Here is a 19,524-nt window from a genome sequence, read left to right as displayed (position 1 = left end):
TGGGCCCAGCCTAGCGAGGAGGCGGCCCGCGGCGAGGGCCTGCGGGGCCTATCATGTGCCGAGAACCCCAATGTTTCCCAGAGGAGGCCAGTGAACACGTCCCCGACGCCCGCCGAGGTCTACCATGCGACCCCAGACACCGCGGAACCGGCGCCCGCTGCGCTCGAGGTCACCTCCGCCGAAGCTGGGCGGCGGCTCGCGGACAGGGACGACGTCCTGCGGCACAGGAAGCGCGGCTACGCGCTCGTCAACAGGACCCAGACGCCCCACGAGGCCATGGTGGAGGACCTCCTGTTCGTCCGGGACGTGCTGGACCGCGCCGACATCCCCTACCTCCTGGTGCGCGGCAACGACGCGCGCCCGGTGATCGCGGTGGACTGGACCCGGCGCAAGGACCTGCGCCGCGCCCTGGTCGAGGCGTGCCGCGACGAGCCCTTCTACTCCCTGACGGTCGACGCGCGGAAGGACCGGGCGCTGCTCGTGGCCGACGGCCGCCTCGCCGAATCAGGGCAGGCGCGCATGTTCCGGCTCTACCGGCCGCGGATCGAGCCGGCCGGCGGACTGCGGTACGGCCACGAGACGGGCGTGCAGGTGGAGCTGTGGAAGTGGGAGGGCGAGACCCTCCAGCTGCCCATCGAGAACTCCCTCACCCGGCGCACGCTCCCCCGCAACGAGGCCGTCCGCGGCACTGTCGAGCGCTTCGGCCGGACCTGGCCCACGATCGAGAACATGTTCGCGGACCATGCGACGGACATCGACTTCACGATCGACATCGTGTTCTCGTGGGTGGACGGGGCGGACCCGGAGCTGCGGCGCTACCGCGAGTCCTTCCTGCCCGGCGTGGTGCACGGCGAGGGCGACGACGCCGATGCCCGCGTCCGGCAGATCAATGAGCTCAAGTACGCCCTGCGCAGCGTGCACATGTTCGCGCCCTGGATCGGGCGGATCTTCATCTGCACCGACTCGAAGCCGCCGGCGTGGCTCGACACAGCCCACGAGAGGGTCACGGTCGTCCCGGCTGCGGAGCACTTCAAGGACCCGTCGGTGCTGCCGGTCTTCAACTCCCAGGCCATCGAGTCCCAGCTGCAGCACATCGAGGGCCTCTCGGAGTACTTCCTGTACTCGAACGACGACATGTTCTTCGGCCGGCCCCTCGGCCCGGACATGTTCTTCTCCCCCGGCGGCATCACCAAGTTCATCGAGGCCTCGACCCGGATCGGGCTCGGCGACAACCACCTCGACCGCTCCGGCCACGAGAACGCCGCCCGGGTGAACCGGCGGCTCCTCTACGAGCGGTTCGGCCGGATCACCACGCGGCACCTCGAGCACACGGCGGCGCCCCTGCGGAAGTCCGTGCTGCTCGAGATGGAGCAGGAGTTCCCCGAGGAGTTCGCCCGGACGGCGGCCGCGCGCTTCCGCTCGTGGGACAGCATCTCGGTCACCAATTCCTTCTACCACTACTACGCGCTGCTCACGGGCCGCGCGGTGACGAAGGTCGGCGCGAAGGTCCAGTACATCGACACGACGGTGCGCGCGGGGCTCGATGCGCTGCCCAAGCTGCTCAAGAAGCGAAATCAGGACTTCTTCTGCCTCAACGACGGCTCGTTCCCCGAGGTCTCCGGCGAGGAGCGCCAGGAACGGGTGACGGACTTCCTCGAGAAGTACTTCCCCATCCCCGCGCCCTGGGAGCGGTAACCCCGCCGTCTCAGACGGTGGGCAGCATGCCGGTGGCGGGCCCGATCCTCTCGGACGTGCTCCGGCGTGAGCGCCGGCCCGCGCCGTCGTCGGCGGGGAAGGTGACCCCGTGCTCGGCGAGGATGCGCTCCACATCCTCGGCGGGCACGAACCGTCCCACCGTGTCGCCGCCCGCGGCCGGCACCACCGAGTGCAGCACGGAGTCCGCGTAGACGTGGACCAGGTTGTACGCCTGGGCGTCGTCCCGGCCGCGCGTGGCCCGCAGGCCCGTGGCCGGGTGGACGGCGGCGGCCAGATCCTGCGTGTAGCACGTGGCGGAGGCGACGGACACGGGGACCCCGCGAAGGTGCCTGAGGTCGAGTAGTGCAGGTGGCCGGCGAGGATCGCCCGCACATCCGAGCCGCGCAGCACGTCCGCGAGCGCGGCCTGCCCGCGCAGCTCCACGAGCACCGCGAGCTCCTGCACGCTCGGCACGGGCGGGTGGTGCATGGCCAGGATGGTCCCGTCCGGCGCCGGGAAGCTCAGCTCCTCGGCGAGCCAGTCGAGCTGCCCGGGCGAGAGCTCGCCGTGGTGGGCGCCCGGAACGCTCGTGTCGATCACCACGACGCGCAGCCCGTTGACCCAGTGCACCCGGTCGAACGGCTCCGCCGACGGCTCCTCGCCGAGGAGGTGCTCCCGGAGCGCGGGCCGCGAGTCGTGGTTGCCCATGGCCCAGATCAGGCGCGCTCCGAGGGCCTCGGCGGCCGGCTCCGCGATCTCGCGCAGCCGCGCGTACGCCTCCGGCTCGCCCCGGTCCGCGAGATCGCCGGTGACGACGATCGCCTCGGGCGAGCCCCCGGCGTCGTGCATCTGGGCGAACAGGCGGCGCAGCCGGGCCTCGGAGTCGAGGGAGCCCGCGAGGAGGCCGTCGCCGAGGAGGTGCGTGTCGCTGACGTGGAGGAGGAAGTGGCGCGGCCGCGGATGCTCGGCCTGGATGGTGCCCATCGGGACCCTTCTATCGTCTCGGAGTCAGTTTCCCCAGTGCACACATCCAAGACATCGCGCGGGTGAATGTCCAGTTAACGCGCCACAAACTGGCCAATGCCCGGGGGATTTTGGAGGGAACGCCGAGGCGGGCGACGGCGGGGAGCCCGCCTCCCGTCGCCGTCCCGCCCCGCTGCCGTCCCCGGCTCAGGCCTCCGGCTGCGAGTGCAGCGCGACCGTCTCCGAATCCGCGCCGAGGCCGGCCCCTGCCTGGGCGTGCCGCTCGCGGATCTCGGCGACGATCGTGGCGTGCCGCTCGTCGGTGAGGTTGTAGAAGACCATGATCGCGCCGGCGGCGAGGGCGAGGACGGCCGGGATGAGGCCCGCGGCGATCTGGATCCCGAGCACCGCCTGCGGGGACTGCTGGGCCGCGTGACCGTTGTAGCCGCCCCAGGCGATCGCGTAGCCGGCGAGGGCACCGCCGATCGCCTGGCCCGTCTTGCGGGTGAACGAGAAGAGGGAGTAGATGATGCCCTCCGAACGGACCCCGGTCTTCCACTCGCCGTACTCGACGGTGTCCGCCTCGAGCGCCCACACGACGATGTTGACGCCGACGATCCCGGCCATCGCGATGAGGAAGCCGAGGAAGCCGAGCCACGCGAGGGCGGCGGGCGCGAGGAGCACGATCACGCCGCCCACCACGAGGACGCCGACGAAGGCGATGTAGGCCGCGCGCTTGCCGGCCCTGGCCACGACGGCGGGCATCACGGCGCCGAGGGCGAGCGTGACGACGAGCTGGGCGATGGAGAGCACGGGGACGAGGCCGAGGCTGTGGAGCACGTCGCGGAAGTAGTAGACCTGCACGGTGGTCAGGGAAAGGTAGCCGGAGAGGAAGAGCACCGAGGACAGGCACAGCATCAGCAGGGGCCGGTTGCCCTTGAGGGTGCGCATGCTCTGCTTGAAGGAGACCTTCGGCACGTCGCGGACCACCTTCTCGCGGGTGGTGAAGAACGTGACCAGGTACAGGGCGACGCCGAGGACCATGAAGACGACCGTCACGGTCGTGAAGATCGGCTGGAGGTCGGCGCCGGCCTTGAGCAGCGGGGCCACGAAGATGCCGAGGGCGGAGCCGACGAGCAGCGCCCCGATGGTCCGCGAGGATGCGAGCTTGGCGCGCTCCTTGGGCTGTGGCGTCATGGCGCCGGCCATCGAGCCGTAGGGGATGTTCACGAGCGAGTAGGCCAGACCCAAGGCCGCGTACACGACGTAGGCGTAGGCGAGCTTCCCGCCGGCCCCGATCTGCGGGATGTGGAAGTTCAGGACCGTGAGCACCATGAGCGGCACGGCGCCGAAGAGGATGAAGGGGCGGAACTTGCCCCACCGCTTGGTGTAGGTGCGGTCCACCATGCGGCCCGCGAACAGATCGGAGAAGGCGTCGAAGACGCGCACCACGAGGAACAGGGTCCCCGCGGCGGCCGCGGAGATTCCGGCCACGTCGGTGTAGTAGACGAGCAGGAACATCGTGGTGGTGGTGAAGGCGAGGTTGTTCGCGGCGTCGCCCGCGCCGTAGCCGATGATGCTCCTCAGGCCGAGCGTGCCGGCCTTCGACGGGGCGGGGGTGGGTGAAGACGTCATTGTCATGGTCGTGCTGTGGTGCGGCCGGCGGCGGGGGCTCAGGCCTGGGATGCGGTCTTGTTCTGGGTCCAGCGCCTGCGCAGCGCGAAGGCGGCGGCCTTGGGACGCCGGTCCCGGGTGAAGGCGCCCTTCTTGTTGCCGTCCACGCGCATGATCCCGTTCGAGGTCGCGAAGTCGGCGAAGTTCCACACGTGCTCGCCGGCCATGGCGTCGACCCGGTCGAACACCCGGTGGTACATCTGAAGCAGGTCGGCCTGGTACTCCTCGCTCCACGGCGCCTCGTAGAGGGAGTGGAAGCCGGCGAGGGTGTCCGCCCCGTACTCCGTCATGATGATCGGCTTGCCGAGCTTGGCCTCCCACGCCCGCAGCTCGGCCTCGAGCGCGGCCTCCGCGGCCGCGAGGTCGCCGGTGTTGACGTACCAGCCGTAGTAGCGGTTGAGCATGATCACGTCGAACAGGTCCGTGATCGTGTCCTTGTCCGGGCCGTCGAACATGACGTTGACGAAGCCGACGGGTCGCGTGGGATCCAGTTCCCGGGCGAGCGCGGCGAGCGGCTCGAAGTAGGCGCGGGCCCCCTCCTCGGAGGACTGCGGCTCGTTGGCGATCGACCAGACCACCACGGACGGGTGGTTCTTGTCCCGCGCAATGAGCTCCTCGATGACCTGCCGGTGCGCGGCGGCGGTCTCGCCGTTGACGAACTCGGGCCCGTAGGTCTTCTTCGCGCCGGTGCCGAAGAACCCCGCGAAGTCGGCGTTGAGGCCCACGGCGGGCGTCTCGTCGATCACCACGATCCCGTGCCGGTCGGCGTAGTCCATGACCTCCTCGGCGTAGGGGTAGTGCGAGGTCCGGAAGGAGTTCGCCCCGATCCACTCCAGGAGGGAGAAGTCGTTGACCATGTGCGCGCCGGAGTGGCCCTTGCCGATGGTCCCGTGGTCCTCGTGCATGCCGAACCCGGTGAAGTAGAAGGGCTCGCCGTTGATGAGGAAGTCGGTGCCGCGGACCTCGACCGTGCGGACGCCGAACGTCTGGGTGTAGGAGTCGTGAACGGCGGGGCCGCCGGCTGCGGCACCCGCGCCGGACCCGCCGTCGTGCGCCAGGACCTCGACGACGAGGCGGTAGAGGTAGCCCCTCCCGGGCTGCCAGCGGACGACGTCGGGGATCGCCACGGTGCCGGAGATCCCCTCCGCGGCGCCCACCTGGGTGCCCTCGGCGTCCAGGACGCGCACCCGGACGGGGTGGATGTCGGCGCCCTCGCCCGCGACGACGACGGCGTAGTCGACCGTGGCGGTGGTGCCGTCGCCGTCGAAGCCGGTGACGACCGTGACGTCCTCGACGTGCACGGCGGGGGTCGAGTAGAGGACCACGCTGCGGTGGATGCCGGCGTAGTTGTAGAAGTCGTGCATGTAGGTCTGCGTGCGCCGGCCCGCGGCGTCCTCGGCGATGCTGCCGGGCGGAATCGTGGACTGGGTGAGCTCGTTGCTCACGGCGACCGTGAGGCGGAAGGTCTCCCCGGCCGTGACGTGGGAGGTGATGTCCGCCTCGAAGGGCGTGTAGCCGCCCTGGTGCTCGGCCACGAGCGCGCTGTCCACGAAGACCTTGGCCCGTGGGTGACGGAGGCGAAGCGGAGGACGATCCGCTCGCCGGCCCAGCCGCGCGGGACGCGGACCTCGCGCTGGTACCAGACCCGGCCCACATGGCTGCGGATGGCCGGGTCGGCGAAGACGTCGTTGTAGCTGGCGGGGACCGCCATCTCGAGCGGAGTGGCCAGCGGGGCGTCCTGCCAGCGCTCGCGGACGCCCACGCCGCTCGAGTCGACCGCGAAGGCATAGAGCCCGTCGAGGCTCACGAGTTCACGGGTGGGGCCGTCTTGCGGCTTGAGCATCGTGCTGCACATCCTTGGGCTGGAGGAATCAGGTCCGCCTCCAGCCTAGGAACTCAGTGAAACTTGCGGCAACCGTTTGCCAAAAGTTGCCGCTTCAAGTATCCGCTCAGGAGCGGAGCCACTCCGCGGCCTCGTCGGCGATCTTCTCGGGCGGCTCCGCGATGTCGAAGACCCGCCCGCGCTCGTCCTCCTGGAGGGGTTCGAGTGTAGCGAGCTGCGAATCGAGCAGGGACACCGGCATGAAGTGCCCCGGCCGCGCGGCCATGCGGGCGGCGAGGAGCTCGCGCGTGCCGTGCAGGTGCACGAACTCCGTGTCCGGGGCCGCGTGACGGATGATGTCCCGGTAGGCGCGCTTGAGCGCGCTGCAGCCGATCACCATGGTGCCGGAGGCGCCGGCCATCTTCTCCCCGATCAGGCGCAGCCAGGGCTCCCGGTCCGCGTCGTCGAGCGGGATGCCCGCCGCCATCTTGGCGACGTTGGCCTCCGGATGCAGGTCGTCGCCGTCGAGGAACTCCCCGCCCAGCTCCTGGGCGAGGAGCCGCCCCACGGTGCTCTTGCCGCACCCGGAGACGCCCATCACGATGACGTGGAGCATCCCGGGGTCCGCTGCGTCGGTCACCAGTCGTGCACCGTGCCGTCGATGAGGCGGTTGTACGGCAGGTACGCCTGCTGGTACGGGAAGGAGTTCGCGGCCTCCTCGTTGAACTCGACGCCGAGGCCGGGCTTGTCGCCCGGGTGGAGGTAGCCGTCCGTGAACGTCATCGACTGCTCGAAGACGGTGTTCGTCTTTTCGGAGTGCTGCATGTACTCCTGGATCCCGTAGTTGTGGATCGCGAGGCCCACGTGCAGCTGGGCGGCGAAGCCGACCGGGGAGATGTCGGTGGGGCCGTGGAAGCCGGACTTGATCTGGTACTGGGCCGCGTAGTCCATGACCTTCTTCAGCGGCGAGATGCCGCCGAAGTGGGTCGAGGCCGCGCGGACGTAGTCGATGAGCTGCTCGCGGATGAGCAGCTGGAAGTCCCAGACGGTGTTGAAGATCTCGCCGATGGCCAGGGGCGTGGTGGTGTGCTGGCGGACCAGGCGCAGGCCCTCCTGGTTCTCGGCCGGGGTGCAGTCCTCGAGCCAGAACAGGTCGTACGGCTCGAGGGCCTTTCCGAGCTTGGCGGCCTGCATCGGCGTCATGCGGTGGTGGCCATCGTGCAGGAGCGGGATCTCGGGGCCGAATTCGTTGCGCACGGCCTCGAAGACGGTCGGGAGGTGGCGCAGGTAGGCGCGGGTGTCCCAGTCCTCCTCCTGCGGGTAGGCGCCGCGGCCGGCGGGCTCGTAGTCGTAGCGCTCGCCCGAAGCCTGGGACTGGGCGGCCACCCCGTAGACGGCCTTGATGCCCGGGATGGCGGTCTGGACGCGGATGGACTTGTAGCCGAGCTCGAGGTGCTCGCGGATCGAGTCGAACAGCGAGGGAAGGTCGGTGCCCGAGGCGTGCCCGTAGGCGCGCAGGCCCCGGCGGGAGGCGCCGCCGAGGAGCTGGTACACCGGCAGCCCGGCGACCTTGCCCTTGATGTCCCACAGCGCCACGTCCACGGCCGCGATCGCGGCCATGGTCACCGGCCCCCGCCGCCAGTAGGAGGAGCGGTAGAGGAACTGCCAGGTGTCCTCGATCATGTGTGGGTCCCGCCCCACGAGCAGCTGGGCCACGTGCTCCTTCAGGTACGCGGCCACGGCGAGCTCACGCCCGTTGAGCGTCGCATCGCCGATCCCGGTGATCCCCTCGTCCGTGGTGACCTTCAGGGTCACGAAGTTGCGCGTGGGGCTCGTCACGAAGACTTCAGCGGAGACGATCTTCATCGTCGCGTCCTTTCACTGGGGCCGGGGGCTCGGAGTTCAGCATACTGAGGGTGGCCTGGGCGGCGGCAACCGCTTGCCATACTTTGCCATGGCAATCGGGGTCATTGCCGGTCGAGGGTGCCCCGCAGGGAGTGGATGCGGTCCACGAGGACCGGGTCCCCGGCGACGGCTGGGGACACGAGCTCGGCGAGCGCCTGGGTCCGCTCCCTGCCCTCGAGGGACGCGGCCTCGAGCACCTGGTCCTTCAGCGGATCCTGGAAGTCTCCCGAGGCAGCGGCGGAGACGAAGTCCATCCACACCGCGATCATCCGGGCGGCCGCCACGCCCGTGCGGCCGCCGGCGATCTCGGCGGAGAGCACCGGCACGGCGCGCATGCGCAGCTTCGTGGTGCCGTCGGCGGCGATCTGGGCGAGGTGGTGGGCGATCCTCGGGTTCGAGAACCTCTCGATCAGGGCCGCCCGGTACTGCGGGACGGCGAGCTCGGGCAGCGTCAGGTGCCGGGCGGCCGCGTCCCAGAAGGCCTCCACGGCGTCCCGGCACACGGGGTCGGCGATCGCCTCGGCCACCGTGGTGTGGCCGCGCAGCTGCCCGGCATAGGCCAGGATCGAGTGGGCGCCGTTGAGGAGCCAGAGCTTGCGGTTCTCGAACGGCTCGATGTCCGCCACGAACTGCGCCCCCGCGTCCTCCCAGCGCGGGCGTCCCGCCGGGAAGTCGCCTGCGAGGATCCAGTTCGCGAACGGCTCGGCCACCACGGGGGCCTCGTCGCGGTAACCGCATTCGGACGCGACGAGGGCCACGTCGTCCGGCGTCGTGCGGGGCGTGATGCGGTCCACCGAGGTGCCCACGAAGCTGACATTCTCCCGCATCCACGAGGCCAGCCCGGAGTCAAGGCCCTCGGCGATGGCGAGCAGCGCCTTCTGCGCCACCTCGGCGTTGCCGGCCACGTTGTCGCAGCTGACGACGGCGATCGGGCCGGCGCCCGCCTGCCTTCTCGCCGAGAGCCCGTGGCACAGCCGCGCGAGGGGCGAGTCGGCGTCGTGCTTCTCGTAGACCGCCTCGGTGACCGTAAGGGTCACGATCGCGGTGGACGGCGCCGCGAGCAGGGCGTCGAGGCGGGCGGTGTCCGCGCCGTCGATCGCCTCGGCAATCGAGCCGACCACCTCGAAGCGGTCGCCGTCGCCGCCGCGCTCGATCAGGGTGAAGAGCCCGTCCTGGGCCGCGAGGACGCGGGCGGCGTCGGGGCGGCGCCCGGTGAAGGAGGCGATCCCCCATTCGGCGGCGTCCGGGGCGTGGGCGGTGAACCAGGCCTGGTGCGAACGGTGGAAGGCGCCGAGGCCGAGGTGGACGATCCGCACCGGGGGTGCGGGGGCGCCGGACCTGCCCAGGAGGGGAAGCACCTCGGTCGAGACGGTGGCATGCATGGTGACTCCCCTTTCGGGACTGGGAACTAGAGCTTGAAGACGCGCCGCGGCGAGCCGTCGACCAGGTCCACGATGATCTCGTGGGCCCTCGCCTCGGTGAGGCGGTGCTCCGCGACGAGCCTCGCGAGGAAGCCCGCGTCCATGCGACGGCTCATGTTGTGCCGTGCCGGGATGGAGCAGAACGCCCGCGTGTCGTCGATGAAGCCCGAGGTCCGGGTGAAGCCGGTCGTCTCCGTGACGGCCGAGCGGAACCGGAGGATGGAGTCCGGTGCGTCGAGGAACCACCACGGGGCGCCCACGTACACGGACGGGTAGAACCCGGCCAGGGGCGCGAGCTCCCGGCTGAAGACCGTCTCGTCGAGGGTGAACAGGACGAGGTGGAAGTCCTTGGCCGTGCCGAAGTCCTGCAGGAGCGGGCGGAGCCCCTCCGTGTAGTGCACCGCGAACGGGATGTCGTGGCCGGTGTCCGCCCCGAACTGCGTGAAGGTGGCCGTGTGGTGGTTGCGGAACGAGCCGGGGTGCACCGTCATCACGAGGCCGTCCTCGACGCTCATCCGGGCCATCTCGTACATCATGTGGCCCTCGAAGGCGTCGCGGTCCGCCGCGGTCGCCTGGCCGCGGCATGCCTTGGCGAACAGCGCCTCCGCCTCGGGGCCGCTCAGCTTGAGCGTGAGCGGGGTGCGCACCCCGTGGTCGGCGGAGACGGCGCCGTTCTCAACGAAGTAGCGGCGCCGGTTCTCCAGCGCCCGGAGGTAGCCCGCGTAGCCGCCGACGCCGTCGCCCGCCTCTGCGGTGAGCCGGTCCACCCGCGCGGCCCACTCGGGGTGCGCCACGTTGATGTAGGGGTCGGGGCGGAAGGTCGGCAGGACCCGTCCGGTGAACGACTCGTCCTTGGCCAGGAGCCGGTGCGCCTCGAGGCTGTCGAGCGGGTCGTCAGTCGTGGCGAGCACCTCGAGGCCGAAGTCCTCGAACAGCTGCCGCGGCCGGAAGGAGGGCTCGGCGAGCTTCGCCGCGATCGCGTCGTAGACGGCGTCGGCTGTCTCGGCGCCGAAAGAGTCCACGGTCTCGGCCGGAAGGCCGAAGACGTGCTCGAACTCGCTGCGGATCCAGTAGCCCGAGGCGGTCCCGTCGAAGAGCGGCCACGCCGCGGCGAAGTGCCGCCACGCGGTGCGGGAGTCCACGCTGTGCGGTCCGGGGCCGACGCGGAGCTGATCCAACCCCACGCCGCCGGCATGGATGAGCCGCGTGACGTAGTGGTCCGGGCTGACCAAGAGGGCCGTGGGGTCGGGGAACGTGGTGTCCTCCGCGAGCATCTCGGCCGGCACGTGCCCGTGCGGGGAGATGAGCGGAAGGTGCTCGACCTCGGCGAGCAGCTCGCGCGCGATCGCCCGGGTTCCCGGGTCGACCGGCAGGAGGCGGTCGGGGTTGGCCGCGATGGACTGGCTCATGGGTGCTTCTTCTCTCTCTGGGCGGCGGATGCCGGGTCAGCGGGCCTCGACGCCAGCGGCCTCGAGAACCTTCGCGAACGCGCGCGCAGCGACGCCGAACGCGAACGGGCCGCTGAAGCCGCCCGTCTCGTACGCATACGCGAGATGGGGTTCAAGCGAGGCGAAGCCGGAATAGCCGCTGTCGCGCAGGGCCTCGACAGTGCGGAGCACCTCGCCGTCCCCCTCGCCGGCCGGGACCACCTTTCCCGACGAGGCCAGAGCGTCCTTGACCTGCAGGTACACCACATGCGGGCGGAGCTCCTCGTAGCCCTCCGTGAACGGCTTGACCCCGCACTGGACGAAGTTGGCGGGGTCCCATGCGAGTTTGAGGGCAGGAGAGTCCACAGACTCGACGATGTCCAGGACGCGCTCGGGCACGTCGCCGAAGATGTCCTTCTCGTTCTCGTGCACGAGCACCACGCCCGTGCCCTCCGCCCGTCGGGCCAGCGCCGTCATACGCTCGATCACCGCGTCCCGGACTTCCTCCGGGGCCTTGCCCTCGTAGTAGAAGGAGAAGATGCGGATGTACGGGGCGCCCAGGACTTCGGCGGCGCGGAGGGCCCGCCCCAGGCGCTCAAGCTCGTGCTCGACGGGGAGGGCGACGTCCACCTTGCCGATCGGCGAGGCGATCGCGGAAGCCTTGAGACCAGCCTCGTCGAGGACCGACTTGAGCTCACCGAGCTGCTCCTCGGACAGATCCACGATGTTCGTGCCCCACGCGCTGCGGACCTCGATGTGGCCCGCACCCAGCGCGCGCATCACGGCCGCCTGGACCCGCGGGTCCGCGTCGATCTCGTCACCGAAACCGGACAGCTCCCACTGGACTGCTTCAGACATTGTCACTTGACTCCTCCGGACGTCAGACCGCCCACTAGGTACTTCTGGAAGAACATGTAGATCAGGACCACCGGCGCTGCGCTCACGAGCGAGGCCGCCATCATCTGGCCGTACTGCGGGATCGCTCCCCCCTCGGTTGCACTCGAGAAGATCTCCAGGGCCACCGCCGCCGTCTGGGTGTCAGGCCGGGTCATCACCGAGGCGAAGAGCACATCATTCCACCCAGGAAGGAACGCGAAGATCGCGGAGACGACCAGACCGGGCCAGCTCAGCGGCAGGATGATCCTGGTCAGCACGCCGAGGTTGGTCGCGCCGTCGATGCGGGCCGCCTCCTCAAGCTCTTTCGGCAGGCCGCGCAGGTAGGTGACCATCACCCATGTCGAGAACGGGAGCGAGAAGGTCAGATAGGTGACGAAGAGGCCCCACCGAGTGCCGATGACCTGAAGGCCGAGGTACGTGGCCGAGGAGGAGAACAGCACGAAGAGCGGCAGCACGAGCAGCGTACCGGGAATGCTCTGGAGGCCCAGGAGGGCCCGCAGGATCGTGCGCCGCCCCCGGAACTGGTAGCGGACGAGGACATACGCCGTCCCAATGGAGAACGCGGCGGAGACAACAGCGGTCGAGCCGGCCACGATGAGCGAGTTCATGAGCCCGTTGGCGAGCCCGACGCTCGTCCAGATGGTGAAGTAGTTGCTGATGGTCCAGGAGCTCGGCCAGAACTCTCCGGACGCGACGCCGATGTCCGAGTTGAAGCTCGCCAGGCCGATATAGACGATCGGAAGCAGGACCGCGGCACACAGCAGCACGGCGATGAGGACGAGCAGCCACCCTGGCAGGAGGCGGGTCACCTCACGCTGCTGCTGCGATCCGGGACGGTCGACGGCGGTGCTGCCGTCCGAGGGGCGAATTGCTGCGGTGGTGGTCACTTTCGACCTCCGGGGGTCTCGGCGTCGTCCAGCTTGACGGCGCGCAGATAGATGAAGAGCGGGATCGCGACGAGGATGAGCGAGACGACCGCCATCCCGGCGCTCAGGCCGAAGCGGAAGCTCTCGAAGCTCGTCGCGTACGTCAGGTACGGGAGCACCTCGATGTCGTTCGGGGCAGGGAGCCCGAAGAGCACGTACGGGAGCGTGAAGTTGTTGATGTGGTTGAGCATGCCGATCAGAACCGCGAGCGAGATCGGGCCCTTGAGGTACGGGAAGATCACGTACCGGAGCTTCGTCCACCACAGGGCGCCGTCCAGGGCTGCGGCCTCGTGGACCTCGTGGTCCACGGCCTGGAGGCCGGAGAGCGCCAGCAGGTAGATGAACGGCCACGAGGACCAGATCTGCACGAAGACGAGGACCCAGTACGTATTGGGGCCGTTGAGGAAGAGCCCCGGGTCGATGCCCAGGTGGTGCAGCGCGATCGTGATGACGCCGCTGGGCTGGAACATGGTCCGCCACACCGTGGCGACGACGAAGCCAGGCAGCACATACGGAATGAGGAAGACGGAGCGGACCAGCGCCCGGCCGCGGAACTTGTTCTGCGTCGCTACCGCCGCCGCGATTCCGAGGGGCAGGGTGACGATCGTCGCGATCGCCGAGTAGGAGACGCTGAGCCAGACCGAACGCAGGATCCCGGACTGGGTGATCGCCTCGACGTAGTTGGCGAAGCCGATGAACGGCGCCGAGAGCCACTGGCGCAGCGAGTACTGGTCGAGGTCGAGGAAGGAGATGTAGACGCCGAGCAGGAGGGGTACGACGATGACGACCAGCATGAGGACGCCGCCGGGGATGAGCATCCACAGGGGGCGATTGCGCTCGGAGAGCCCGCGGCGCCTGCCCGTGTCCGGTTCAGGGGTGGGGCCGTCATCGATCGGGGCAGGGGCGGGCCCGAGGCCCCGGCCCGCCGCTGCTGCGGCGAGCCGGGTCTCCGGGGCGGGGTTGCTTGCTGTGGTCATGATTACCTCAGTGGATCCGCGAGGCGGACTACTTGGCTCGGCTCAGCGACTGCTGAGCGGTGTTCTGCGCAGTCTGGAGGCGCTGGCTCAGGTTCGAGTCGGAGACCTCCCCCGAGGCGAGGTCGGGGATGCTCTGCACCGCGACGTTCACGAGGGCGAGCTGGATGTCCGCCCACGCACCCGTGAAGGGCGTCGCGTAGGACTTGGCCGCAGCATCGGTGATTCCCGCCATGTGCGGCGCGGAGCTGAACGTCGCGAGTGCCTCCGCGTTGGTCGGCAGGTCGCCGAAGAGCTTCTGGTAGTTGACCTGGGCGTCCTTGTCCGTCACCTGCTTGAGGAAGGCCAGGGCGAGGTCCTTGTTCTTCGTGTACGAGGCGACGCCCATGTTGTCGCCGGACAGGATCGACGCGACGGGGGTCCCGCCGTTGGGGTTCGAGCCGTTGACCGAGGTCGGCATGAGCGCGTACTCGAACTGGTCCTTGATCGCCGACTTGCCGAGGGTCACCTCAGAACTGATCGAGGTCATCGGGAAGAAGGCCGACTTGCCGGACGCAAAGTTTGCGAGGGCCTGGCTGTCGGTCCAGCCTACCGACGCGGGGTCGACGACCTTGTCCTTCGTGAGCCAGCCGAAGTAGGTCTGGTAGGCGCTCTTGACGGTGTCGTTGTTGATGTTGGCGTTCTTGCCGTCAACGAGTTTGTTGCCCTGCTGCTCCGAGAACGCCCAGATGTACTTCCACGGGGAGTAGCCGTCCTTGTAGCCGACAGACATGCCGTAGACGCCCTTGGAGGGATCGTTGACCTTCTTGGCCTGCTGCTCGAGCTCGTCCCACGTGGTGGCGGGCTTGTCGATCCCAGCGGCCTTGAGGAGGCTCTTGTTGTACGCCATCACGAACGGCCTGCTGGAGAAGGGGACCGCGTAGAGGTGATCCTTGTCCGGGCCGGAGATTCCGAGCGCAGCCTGGTTGAACTTCGCCTTCCCGCCCACGGCGTTCCAGTCGGAGTCGCTGAGCTGGGCGAACGCGCCGGTTGCGACGGCGGTCGGGGTGAACGTGGTGCCGAGGTCGTAGACGTCAGGGCCCTGGCCGGAGACGGCGGAGGTCTGGATCTTCGTGAGCTCGTCGTTGCCCGAGGAGAACGTCTCGAACTTCAGATCTGCGCCGGTGTTCTTCTTGAACGTCGCGGCCGTGTCGGTCATCCACTGCTGCTGCTGCTGCGGGAAGGTCGTGCTCTTGGCGATGAAGACGTCGAGCGTCTTACCGGCGCCGTTGACGGCTCCGCCGGAGGAGTTCCCGCTGGACGCACCACCCCCACAGGCAGAAAGAGCGAGGGCTGCGACCGTCGCCACGGAGGCCAGAGCGGCCTTCTTGCCAAAACGCATGAAACTCCTCCTTGAGGTTGCTCGGGCAGCTGATGTGATTCAGCTCACCCCATGCATCGATACCGTCGAGCTTAGGAAGAAGGCGAAACTAGCGGCAAGCGATTGCCATAAGTTGCCAAAGATGCTCCAATGGCATGCATGACCCAGGACCCCACCTCCTCCGAGCGGCTGCCGACCATACGGGACATTGCGGAGCTTGCCGGCGTTGCGACCTCAACCGTGTCGCGTGCGCTGTCCAATCCACAGCGCGTCAACGCCAGGACGCGGGAGAAGATCGAGCGGATCGCGTCGGAGCTGCACTATGTGCCGAGCAGCCAGGCGCGGGGGCTCAGTTCGGGCCGCACTGGGGTCGTCGCGATTCTCGTTCCCGACATCACGAACCCCTTCTTCTTCGACATCATCCGGGGCACGCAGCACCAGCTGAAAGCCTCGGGCTACACGCAGCTGCTCGTCGATACCGAGGAAGCGACGGACGTTGAGCTCGACACGCTGCGCAAGATGCGCCGCTCGACCGACGGTGTGATCCTCGCTGCGTCGCGCCTCACCGACCAGCAGCTCGCGGATACAGCGCTGCGGCAGCCGCTCGTCACCATCAACCGCGCGACCGCCGACGCTCCCACTGTTCTGATCGACACGCCCAGCGCCGTGGTCCAAGCCCTTGAGCACCTCGCCTCATTCGGGCACAGGTCCGTGGTCTACGCAGCTGGCCCGACGAGCTCGTGGTCCAATCACCGGCGCTGGAAGGCGATCGAGGAGGCTGTGGCGCAGCGCGGGATGACGGCCACGCGGATCGGCCCCTACGCCCCGACGGCGTTCTCGGGCGCGGCCGCGGCCGATGCCGCCCTCAGCACCGGGGCAACGGCGATCGTCGCCTTCAACGACCTGCTCGCGATCGGGATGCTGCAGCGGTTCAACGAGCGCGGCGTGCGCGTGCCCCTGGACGTGAGCATCGTGGGGTGCGACGACATGTTCGGTTCTGACTTCTGCAACCCGCCCCTCACCACGATTGCCTCGCCTGTCGAGCAGGCAGGACGGGTCGCAGTCTCGATGCTCATGGCGCAGCTCGACCCGATCCACGGCGGCACGGCCCGCAAGCTCGCGGTCATGCCCACCCACCTCAAGATCCGCGCCTCGACGGGGCCTGCCAGGGCCTGACGCGCAGCGGAGGGCGGCCCCGGCGCCGAATCGTGCGCAGGAGCCGCCCTCCCAGCGAGCCCCTCAGGAACGCTGCGGGAAGATGCCCTCCTCGGCGATCCGCTTGTTGAGCTCGGCCAGGAACTCGCCCTCGTCGAAGTCCATCGGAACCTCCTTGCCGGTCCAGGCGGAGAGGTGGATCGCGTTGGCGAGGCGGACCCCGAGGATCCCGTCGCTGCCGGGGGCGATGAGCGGGGTGCCGTCGAGGATGTTCGCGGCGAAGTTCTCGAGGACGGTCGCATGCTGGCCGCCCCACGCCGTGTCGAACTCGAGGGTCTCGTGCGTGTAGTACTCGTTCGGGTCGAACTGGTCGCTCGTCATCTTCCAGATGTCCTCGGTCGGGATGCTGGCGTTGATCTCCTGCTCCGAGCGGCGGTAGCGGGTCACGACCGCGGTCTTCGAGTCCGTGACGACGATCTTGCCCGCGTCCCCGGTGATCTCGAAGCGGTCGGTGCCCACCAGCTCGTGGGTCGCGGTGGTGAACGTCCCGGTCGCCCCGCCGCCGTAGTCCACGACGGCGACCACCTCGTCCTCGACGTTGATGTTCCGCCGGAAGCCGAAGCCGGCCTTCGCGAACACCTTCTCCGGCACGCCGCAGATCCACTGCCACAGGTCAAGGTTGTGCGGCGCCTGGTTCACGAGGACACCCCCGCCCTCGCCGCCCCACGTGGCGCGCCAGTCGCTCTGGTCGTAGTACGCCTGGGGGCGGTACCACGTGGTGATGATCCAGTTGGTGCGGCGGATCGCCCCGATCTCCCCCGACTCGACGATCTGCTTCAGCCGGCGGTAGAGCGGGTTGGTGCGCTGGTTGAACATGATCGCGAACGTCAGCTCCGGCTTGCTCGCGGCGAACTCGTTGAGCTCGCGGACCTGCTTGGTGTAGACGCCCGCCGGCTTCTCGACGAGCACGTGGATGCCGCGCTCGAGCGCCTGGATGCCCATCTGCGGGTGGAGGTAGTGGGGCACTGTGGTCACGACGGCCTCGACGGCACCCGATTCGAGCATCGTCGCGTAGTCATCGAACACCGCGACCCCGGGGTGGCGCTCGGCCGCGAGGTCGCGGCGGCCCGGGTCCGTGTCGGCGATGGCGACGACGTCGATGTTCGGCACGCGCCCGTCTGCGACCAGCGCCGCGTACTGGCTGCCCTGGTTGCCGAACCCGACGATGCCGAGGCGCACTTTCCTGCTCATGCTGGAGCCTTTCCTAGAAGAGGTCGCCGAAGCCGAGGGCGACGAGGTTGTCGTGGGAGGTGGTGAGGGCCTCGAAGACGGTCCGGCCGTAGAGCAGGTCCTGCTCGACGAGGAGGTAGCGCGCGCCGGCGTCGATCGCGGCGGGCACGATCGCGGCGAAGTCGAGGTTTCCCTCGCCGACCTCGGCGAACTGGACCACGTCCTTGAAATAGCCCTGGAAGGAGGCGGAGTCGCCGGACTCGTAGGCGGCGATGCCCTCCTCGGGCAGCGCGCCGATGCGGTAGTCCTTGAGGTGGACCATGGCGGTGCGGCCGGCGTACTTCGCGAGGGTCCGGACGGGGTCGAGGCCGCCGCGCTGGACCCAGTGGACGTCCACTTCGAGGCCCATGCTGGGCGCCTCTTCGGCGAGGATGTCCATCACGTAGCGGCCGCCCATCTTCGCGAAGTCGACGTGGTGGTTGTGGTAGTAGAGGGTGATCCCGTGGTCGGCGAGGGCCAGCGCGGCCTTCTCGACGCGGCGGGCGTAGTCGACCACGCGGTCCTCGCTGCGCAGCTCGGACATGGGAAGCATGCCGATGCGGAGCATGTCGGTTCCGAGCCGCGCACAGTGGGAGGCTGCGCGCTCGACGTCCACGGCGAGCGCGTAGGGCGTGGCGCCCGGCTCGCCGTCGAGCTGTGCGGACAGGGCGGCGAACTCGATGCCCAGCTCGCCCCGGGAACGCTCGAGCTCGCGGACATTCGCCTCGTCCATGGGGATCTGGGAGACCTCGACGGCGCGGTAGCCGATCTCCGCGACCTTGCGGAGCGTCTCGAACGGGCCAATATCCGCGAAGCTCTCCTTGAGCATCATTGCCTGCACGCCGATCGTGGCCATGGGTCTCCTCAATCGTTCTTCGCGGCCGGCATCTGCGTGGCGGCCGTCACAGAGTGCTTTCACTCTAGGCAGGGCCCACGCGGGATGGTAAACGTTTGCCAGAAGTTGCCGAATTTAGACCCAGGCGCTCGGCGCATACGAGCGCGCATAGACGTCCTTGATGAGCCGCAGGGATTCGGAGGCCTCCCGCGCGCCGATCCAGAACCGCTCCCCCGCCGCCGCGCAGCGGTAGAAATCTGCGATGAGCAGCTGATGGGAAGCACCCCAGTAGCTCCGCTCCCCCGGGAGCACACCGGCCTCCTCGACCGTCTCGACGCACCCGTCGCCATGCCGGACGGTGAGGGCGCCGCGCAGGCTCAGCTCCGCGGACTCCGTCTGGATGTCCAGGGTCACGGGGGCGTTGAGGCCGTTGGCGTTGGTCGCGAAGAAGACGCTGCGCGCACCCCCGGCATGCTCCAGGACCAGGTCCGCGGTGTCCTCGACCTCGATCACGTCCCCCAGGACCCGGGCCGCGGCGCGCCCGTCCACGACCTTCGCGGGCCCGACGAGCCACTGGAGGAGGTCGAGCGTGTGGATCGCCTGGTTCATGAGCAGGCCGCCGCCGCTGCCCGCCCACGTGCCGCGCCACGGCCGGGCCGCGTAGTACTCGGCCGGCCGATGCCACATCACCGTGGCCTGGGCCCCCAGCACGGCGCCGAGCGCCCCGCCCGCCAGGAGGTCGCGCATCGCGGCGACGGGCGCGTTGTAGCGGTTCTGGAAGCACACGCCGAGCTGGGTCCGCCCGGCGAGCCACGCGGCGTCGGCCGCCCCGACGAGGCGCTCCGCGTCCGCGGACGTGTGCGCGAGCGGCTTCTCCGTCAGGACGTGCACGCCCGCGGCGAGCGCCTCGAGCGCTGCCGGGGCGTGCTCGCTGTGCGGGGTGCAGACGTGGACGACGTCGGTGCCTCCTTCGGCGAGCAGCTCGCCGACGCTGGCGTAGCCGGGGACGCCGTGGGCAGCGGCCGCGGCGCCGCGCCGCGCGGGGTCAGGGTCGACGACGCCGACGAGCCGCGCCGCGCCCTGCGCCGCGAGCGCCCCGATCGCGGCGAAGTGCTGGGCCGAGATGTCGCCGCAGCCGACCACAGCGGCGCGGAGCACGGGCGTTTCCTGAGGCTGCATCCCTCCACGCTAGTGAGCCGCC

The 19,524-nt window shown here is 69.4% G+C and carries 17 protein-coding genes and 1 pseudogene; 2 read left to right on the top strand and 16 right to left on the bottom strand.

Translation table 11 applies throughout. The annotated features are described in order from the left end of the window. The first annotated feature begins 90 nt into the window (after nt 1-90). On the top strand, nt 91-1,695 hold the full coding sequence (locus SA2016_RS02100) for a stealth family protein (protein ID WP_174835443.1): 1,605 nt from the start codon (nt 91-93) through the stop codon (nt 1,693-1,695). A 10-nt stretch (nt 1,696-1,705) separates the two neighbouring features. Here SA2016_RS02100 and SA2016_RS22595 read toward each other — a convergent pair whose 3' ends face one another. From SA2016_RS22595 to SA2016_RS02045, 13 genes and pseudogenes are all read right to left on the bottom strand, one after another. Then, nucleotides 1,706-2,026 (bottom strand): hypothetical protein, encoded by a 321-nt coding sequence (locus SA2016_RS22595; protein ID WP_371326644.1) that lies wholly within the window; start codon nt 2,024-2,026, stop codon nt 1,706-1,708. An 89-nt stretch (nt 2,027-2,115) separates the two neighbouring features. After that, nucleotides 2,116-2,679 (bottom strand): annotated as a pseudogene (locus tag SA2016_RS22590) (metallophosphoesterase); the annotation flags it as partial. Nucleotides 2,680-2,865: 186 nt separating this feature from the next. After that, complete coding sequence (uidB, locus tag SA2016_RS02090) at nt 2,866-4,293, bottom strand: glucuronide transporter (RefSeq protein WP_066494753.1); 1,428 nt, start codon at nt 4,291-4,293, stop codon at nt 2,866-2,868. A gap of 38 nt (nt 4,294-4,331) precedes the next feature. Next, complete coding sequence (uidA, locus tag SA2016_RS02085) at nt 4,332-5,882, bottom strand: beta-glucuronidase (RefSeq protein WP_503413211.1); 1,551 nt, start codon at nt 5,880-5,882, stop codon at nt 4,332-4,334. Beyond that, on the bottom strand, nt 5,774-6,175 hold the full coding sequence (locus SA2016_RS22710; protein WP_503413210.1) for a sugar-binding domain-containing protein: 402 nt from the start codon (nt 6,173-6,175) through the stop codon (nt 5,774-5,776). Before SA2016_RS22710 ends, uidA begins: the two co-directional genes overlap by 109 nt. Before the next feature lie 106 nt (nt 6,176-6,281). Further along, on the bottom strand, nt 6,282-6,794 hold the full coding sequence (locus SA2016_RS02080) for a gluconokinase (RefSeq protein ID WP_229710686.1): 513 nt from the start codon (nt 6,792-6,794) through the stop codon (nt 6,282-6,284). Beyond that, the gene (manD, locus tag SA2016_RS02075) at nt 6,791-8,020 is read right to left on the bottom strand and encodes a D-mannonate dehydratase ManD (RefSeq protein WP_066494752.1); all 1,230 of its coding nucleotides are present in this window, start codon (nt 8,018-8,020) and stop codon (nt 6,791-6,793) included. Before manD ends, SA2016_RS02080 begins: the two co-directional genes overlap by 4 nt. Before the next feature lie 101 nt (nt 8,021-8,121). Next, the gene (locus SA2016_RS02070; protein ID WP_066494746.1) at nt 8,122-9,441 is read right to left on the bottom strand and encodes a mannitol dehydrogenase family protein; all 1,320 of its coding nucleotides are present in this window, start codon (nt 9,439-9,441) and stop codon (nt 8,122-8,124) included. A gap of 26 nt (nt 9,442-9,467) precedes the next feature. Beyond that, entirely contained in the window at nt 9,468-10,889 is a 1,422-nt protein-coding gene (uxaC, locus tag SA2016_RS02065) for a glucuronate isomerase (RefSeq protein ID WP_066494744.1), read from the bottom strand. A 36-nt stretch (nt 10,890-10,925) separates the two neighbouring features. Beyond that, nucleotides 10,926-11,765: a sugar phosphate isomerase/epimerase family protein gene (locus SA2016_RS02060; RefSeq protein WP_066494743.1), complete on the bottom strand. Its 840-nt coding sequence runs from the start codon at nt 11,763-11,765 to the stop codon at nt 10,926-10,928. Nucleotides 11,766-11,767: 2 nt separating this feature from the next. Further along, nucleotides 11,768-12,691: a carbohydrate ABC transporter permease gene (locus SA2016_RS02055; RefSeq protein ID WP_066494742.1), complete on the bottom strand. Its 924-nt coding sequence runs from the start codon at nt 12,689-12,691 to the stop codon at nt 11,768-11,770. After that, nucleotides 12,688-13,707 (bottom strand): carbohydrate ABC transporter permease, encoded by a 1,020-nt coding sequence (locus tag SA2016_RS02050; RefSeq protein ID WP_066494741.1) that lies wholly within the window; start codon nt 13,705-13,707, stop codon nt 12,688-12,690. Before SA2016_RS02050 ends, SA2016_RS02055 begins: the two co-directional genes overlap by 4 nt. Nucleotides 13,708-13,735: 28 nt before the next feature. Further along, entirely contained in the window at nt 13,736-15,085 is a 1,350-nt protein-coding gene (locus tag SA2016_RS02045; RefSeq protein ID WP_066494739.1) for an ABC transporter substrate-binding protein, read from the bottom strand. 138 nt (nt 15,086-15,223) lie between these two features. Between SA2016_RS02045 and SA2016_RS02040 the strand changes: the two genes are divergently transcribed. Continuing rightward, nucleotides 15,224-16,240, top strand: coding sequence for a LacI family DNA-binding transcriptional regulator (locus SA2016_RS02040; protein WP_066494737.1), 1,017 nt, complete (start codon nt 15,224-15,226; stop codon nt 16,238-16,240). A 63-nt stretch (nt 16,241-16,303) separates the two neighbouring features. On the opposite strand, the gene SA2016_RS02035 is transcribed toward SA2016_RS02040, so the two are convergent. From SA2016_RS02035 to SA2016_RS02025, 3 genes are all read right to left on the bottom strand, one after another. After that, the gene (locus tag SA2016_RS02035) at nt 16,304-17,470 is read right to left on the bottom strand and encodes a Gfo/Idh/MocA family protein (protein WP_066494735.1); all 1,167 of its coding nucleotides are present in this window, start codon (nt 17,468-17,470) and stop codon (nt 16,304-16,306) included. A 13-nt stretch (nt 17,471-17,483) separates the two neighbouring features. Beyond that, nucleotides 17,484-18,344, bottom strand: coding sequence for a sugar phosphate isomerase/epimerase family protein (locus SA2016_RS02030; protein WP_229710687.1), 861 nt, complete (start codon nt 18,342-18,344; stop codon nt 17,484-17,486). Nucleotides 18,345-18,458: 114 nt separating this feature from the next. Beyond that, nucleotides 18,459-19,502, bottom strand: coding sequence for a Gfo/Idh/MocA family protein (locus tag SA2016_RS02025; RefSeq protein WP_066494733.1), 1,044 nt, complete (start codon nt 19,500-19,502; stop codon nt 18,459-18,461). Nucleotides 19,503-19,524: the final 22 nt, after the last annotated feature.

Source organism: Sinomonas atrocyanea, from assembly GCF_001577305.1.
GTDB lineage: Bacteria > Actinomycetota > Actinomycetes > Actinomycetales > Micrococcaceae > Sinomonas > Sinomonas atrocyanea.
The sequence above is the reverse complement of the archived record's forward strand: the minus strand, read 5'-3'. Positions and strand labels throughout refer to the sequence as shown.

What these genes read in the sequence shown, in the direction of transcription:
- uidB (WP_066494753.1), bottom strand. Translation starts at nt 4,293, where the DNA reads ATGACGTCTTCACCCACCCCCGCCCCGTCGAAGGCCGGCACGCTCGGC.
- SA2016_RS22710 (WP_503413210.1), bottom strand. Translation starts at nt 6,175, where the DNA reads ATGCTCAAGCCGCAAGACGGCCCCACCCGTGAACTCGTGAGCCTCGAC.
- manD (WP_066494752.1), bottom strand. Translation starts at nt 8,020, where the DNA reads ATGAAGATCGTCTCCGCTGAAGTCTTCGTGACGAGCCCCACGCGCAAC.
- SA2016_RS02070 (WP_066494746.1), bottom strand. Translation starts at nt 9,441, where the DNA reads ATGCATGCCACCGTCTCGACCGAGGTGCTTCCCCTCCTGGGCAGGTCC.
- uxaC (WP_066494744.1), bottom strand. Translation starts at nt 10,889, where the DNA reads ATGAGCCAGTCCATCGCGGCCAACCCCGACCGCCTCCTGCCGGTCGAC.
- SA2016_RS02060 (WP_066494743.1), bottom strand. Translation starts at nt 11,765, where the DNA reads ATGTCTGAAGCAGTCCAGTGGGAGCTGTCCGGTTTCGGTGACGAGATC.
- SA2016_RS02050 (WP_066494741.1), bottom strand. Translation starts at nt 13,707, where the DNA reads ATGACCACAGCAAGCAACCCCGCCCCGGAGACCCGGCTCGCCGCAGCA.
- SA2016_RS02045 (WP_066494739.1), bottom strand. Translation starts at nt 15,085, where the DNA reads ATGCGTTTTGGCAAGAAGGCCGCTCTGGCCTCCGTGGCGACGGTCGCA.
- SA2016_RS02040 (WP_066494737.1), top strand. Translation starts at nt 15,224, where the DNA reads ATGACCCAGGACCCCACCTCCTCCGAGCGGCTGCCGACCATACGGGAC.
- SA2016_RS02035 (WP_066494735.1), bottom strand. Translation starts at nt 17,470, where the DNA reads ATGAGCAGGAAAGTGCGCCTCGGCATCGTCGGGTTCGGCAACCAGGGC.
- SA2016_RS02030 (WP_229710687.1), bottom strand. Translation starts at nt 18,344, where the DNA reads ATGGCCACGATCGGCGTGCAGGCAATGATGCTCAAGGAGAGCTTCGCG.
- SA2016_RS02025 (WP_066494733.1), bottom strand. Translation starts at nt 19,502, where the DNA reads ATGCAGCCTCAGGAAACGCCCGTGCTCCGCGCCGCTGTGGTCGGCTGC.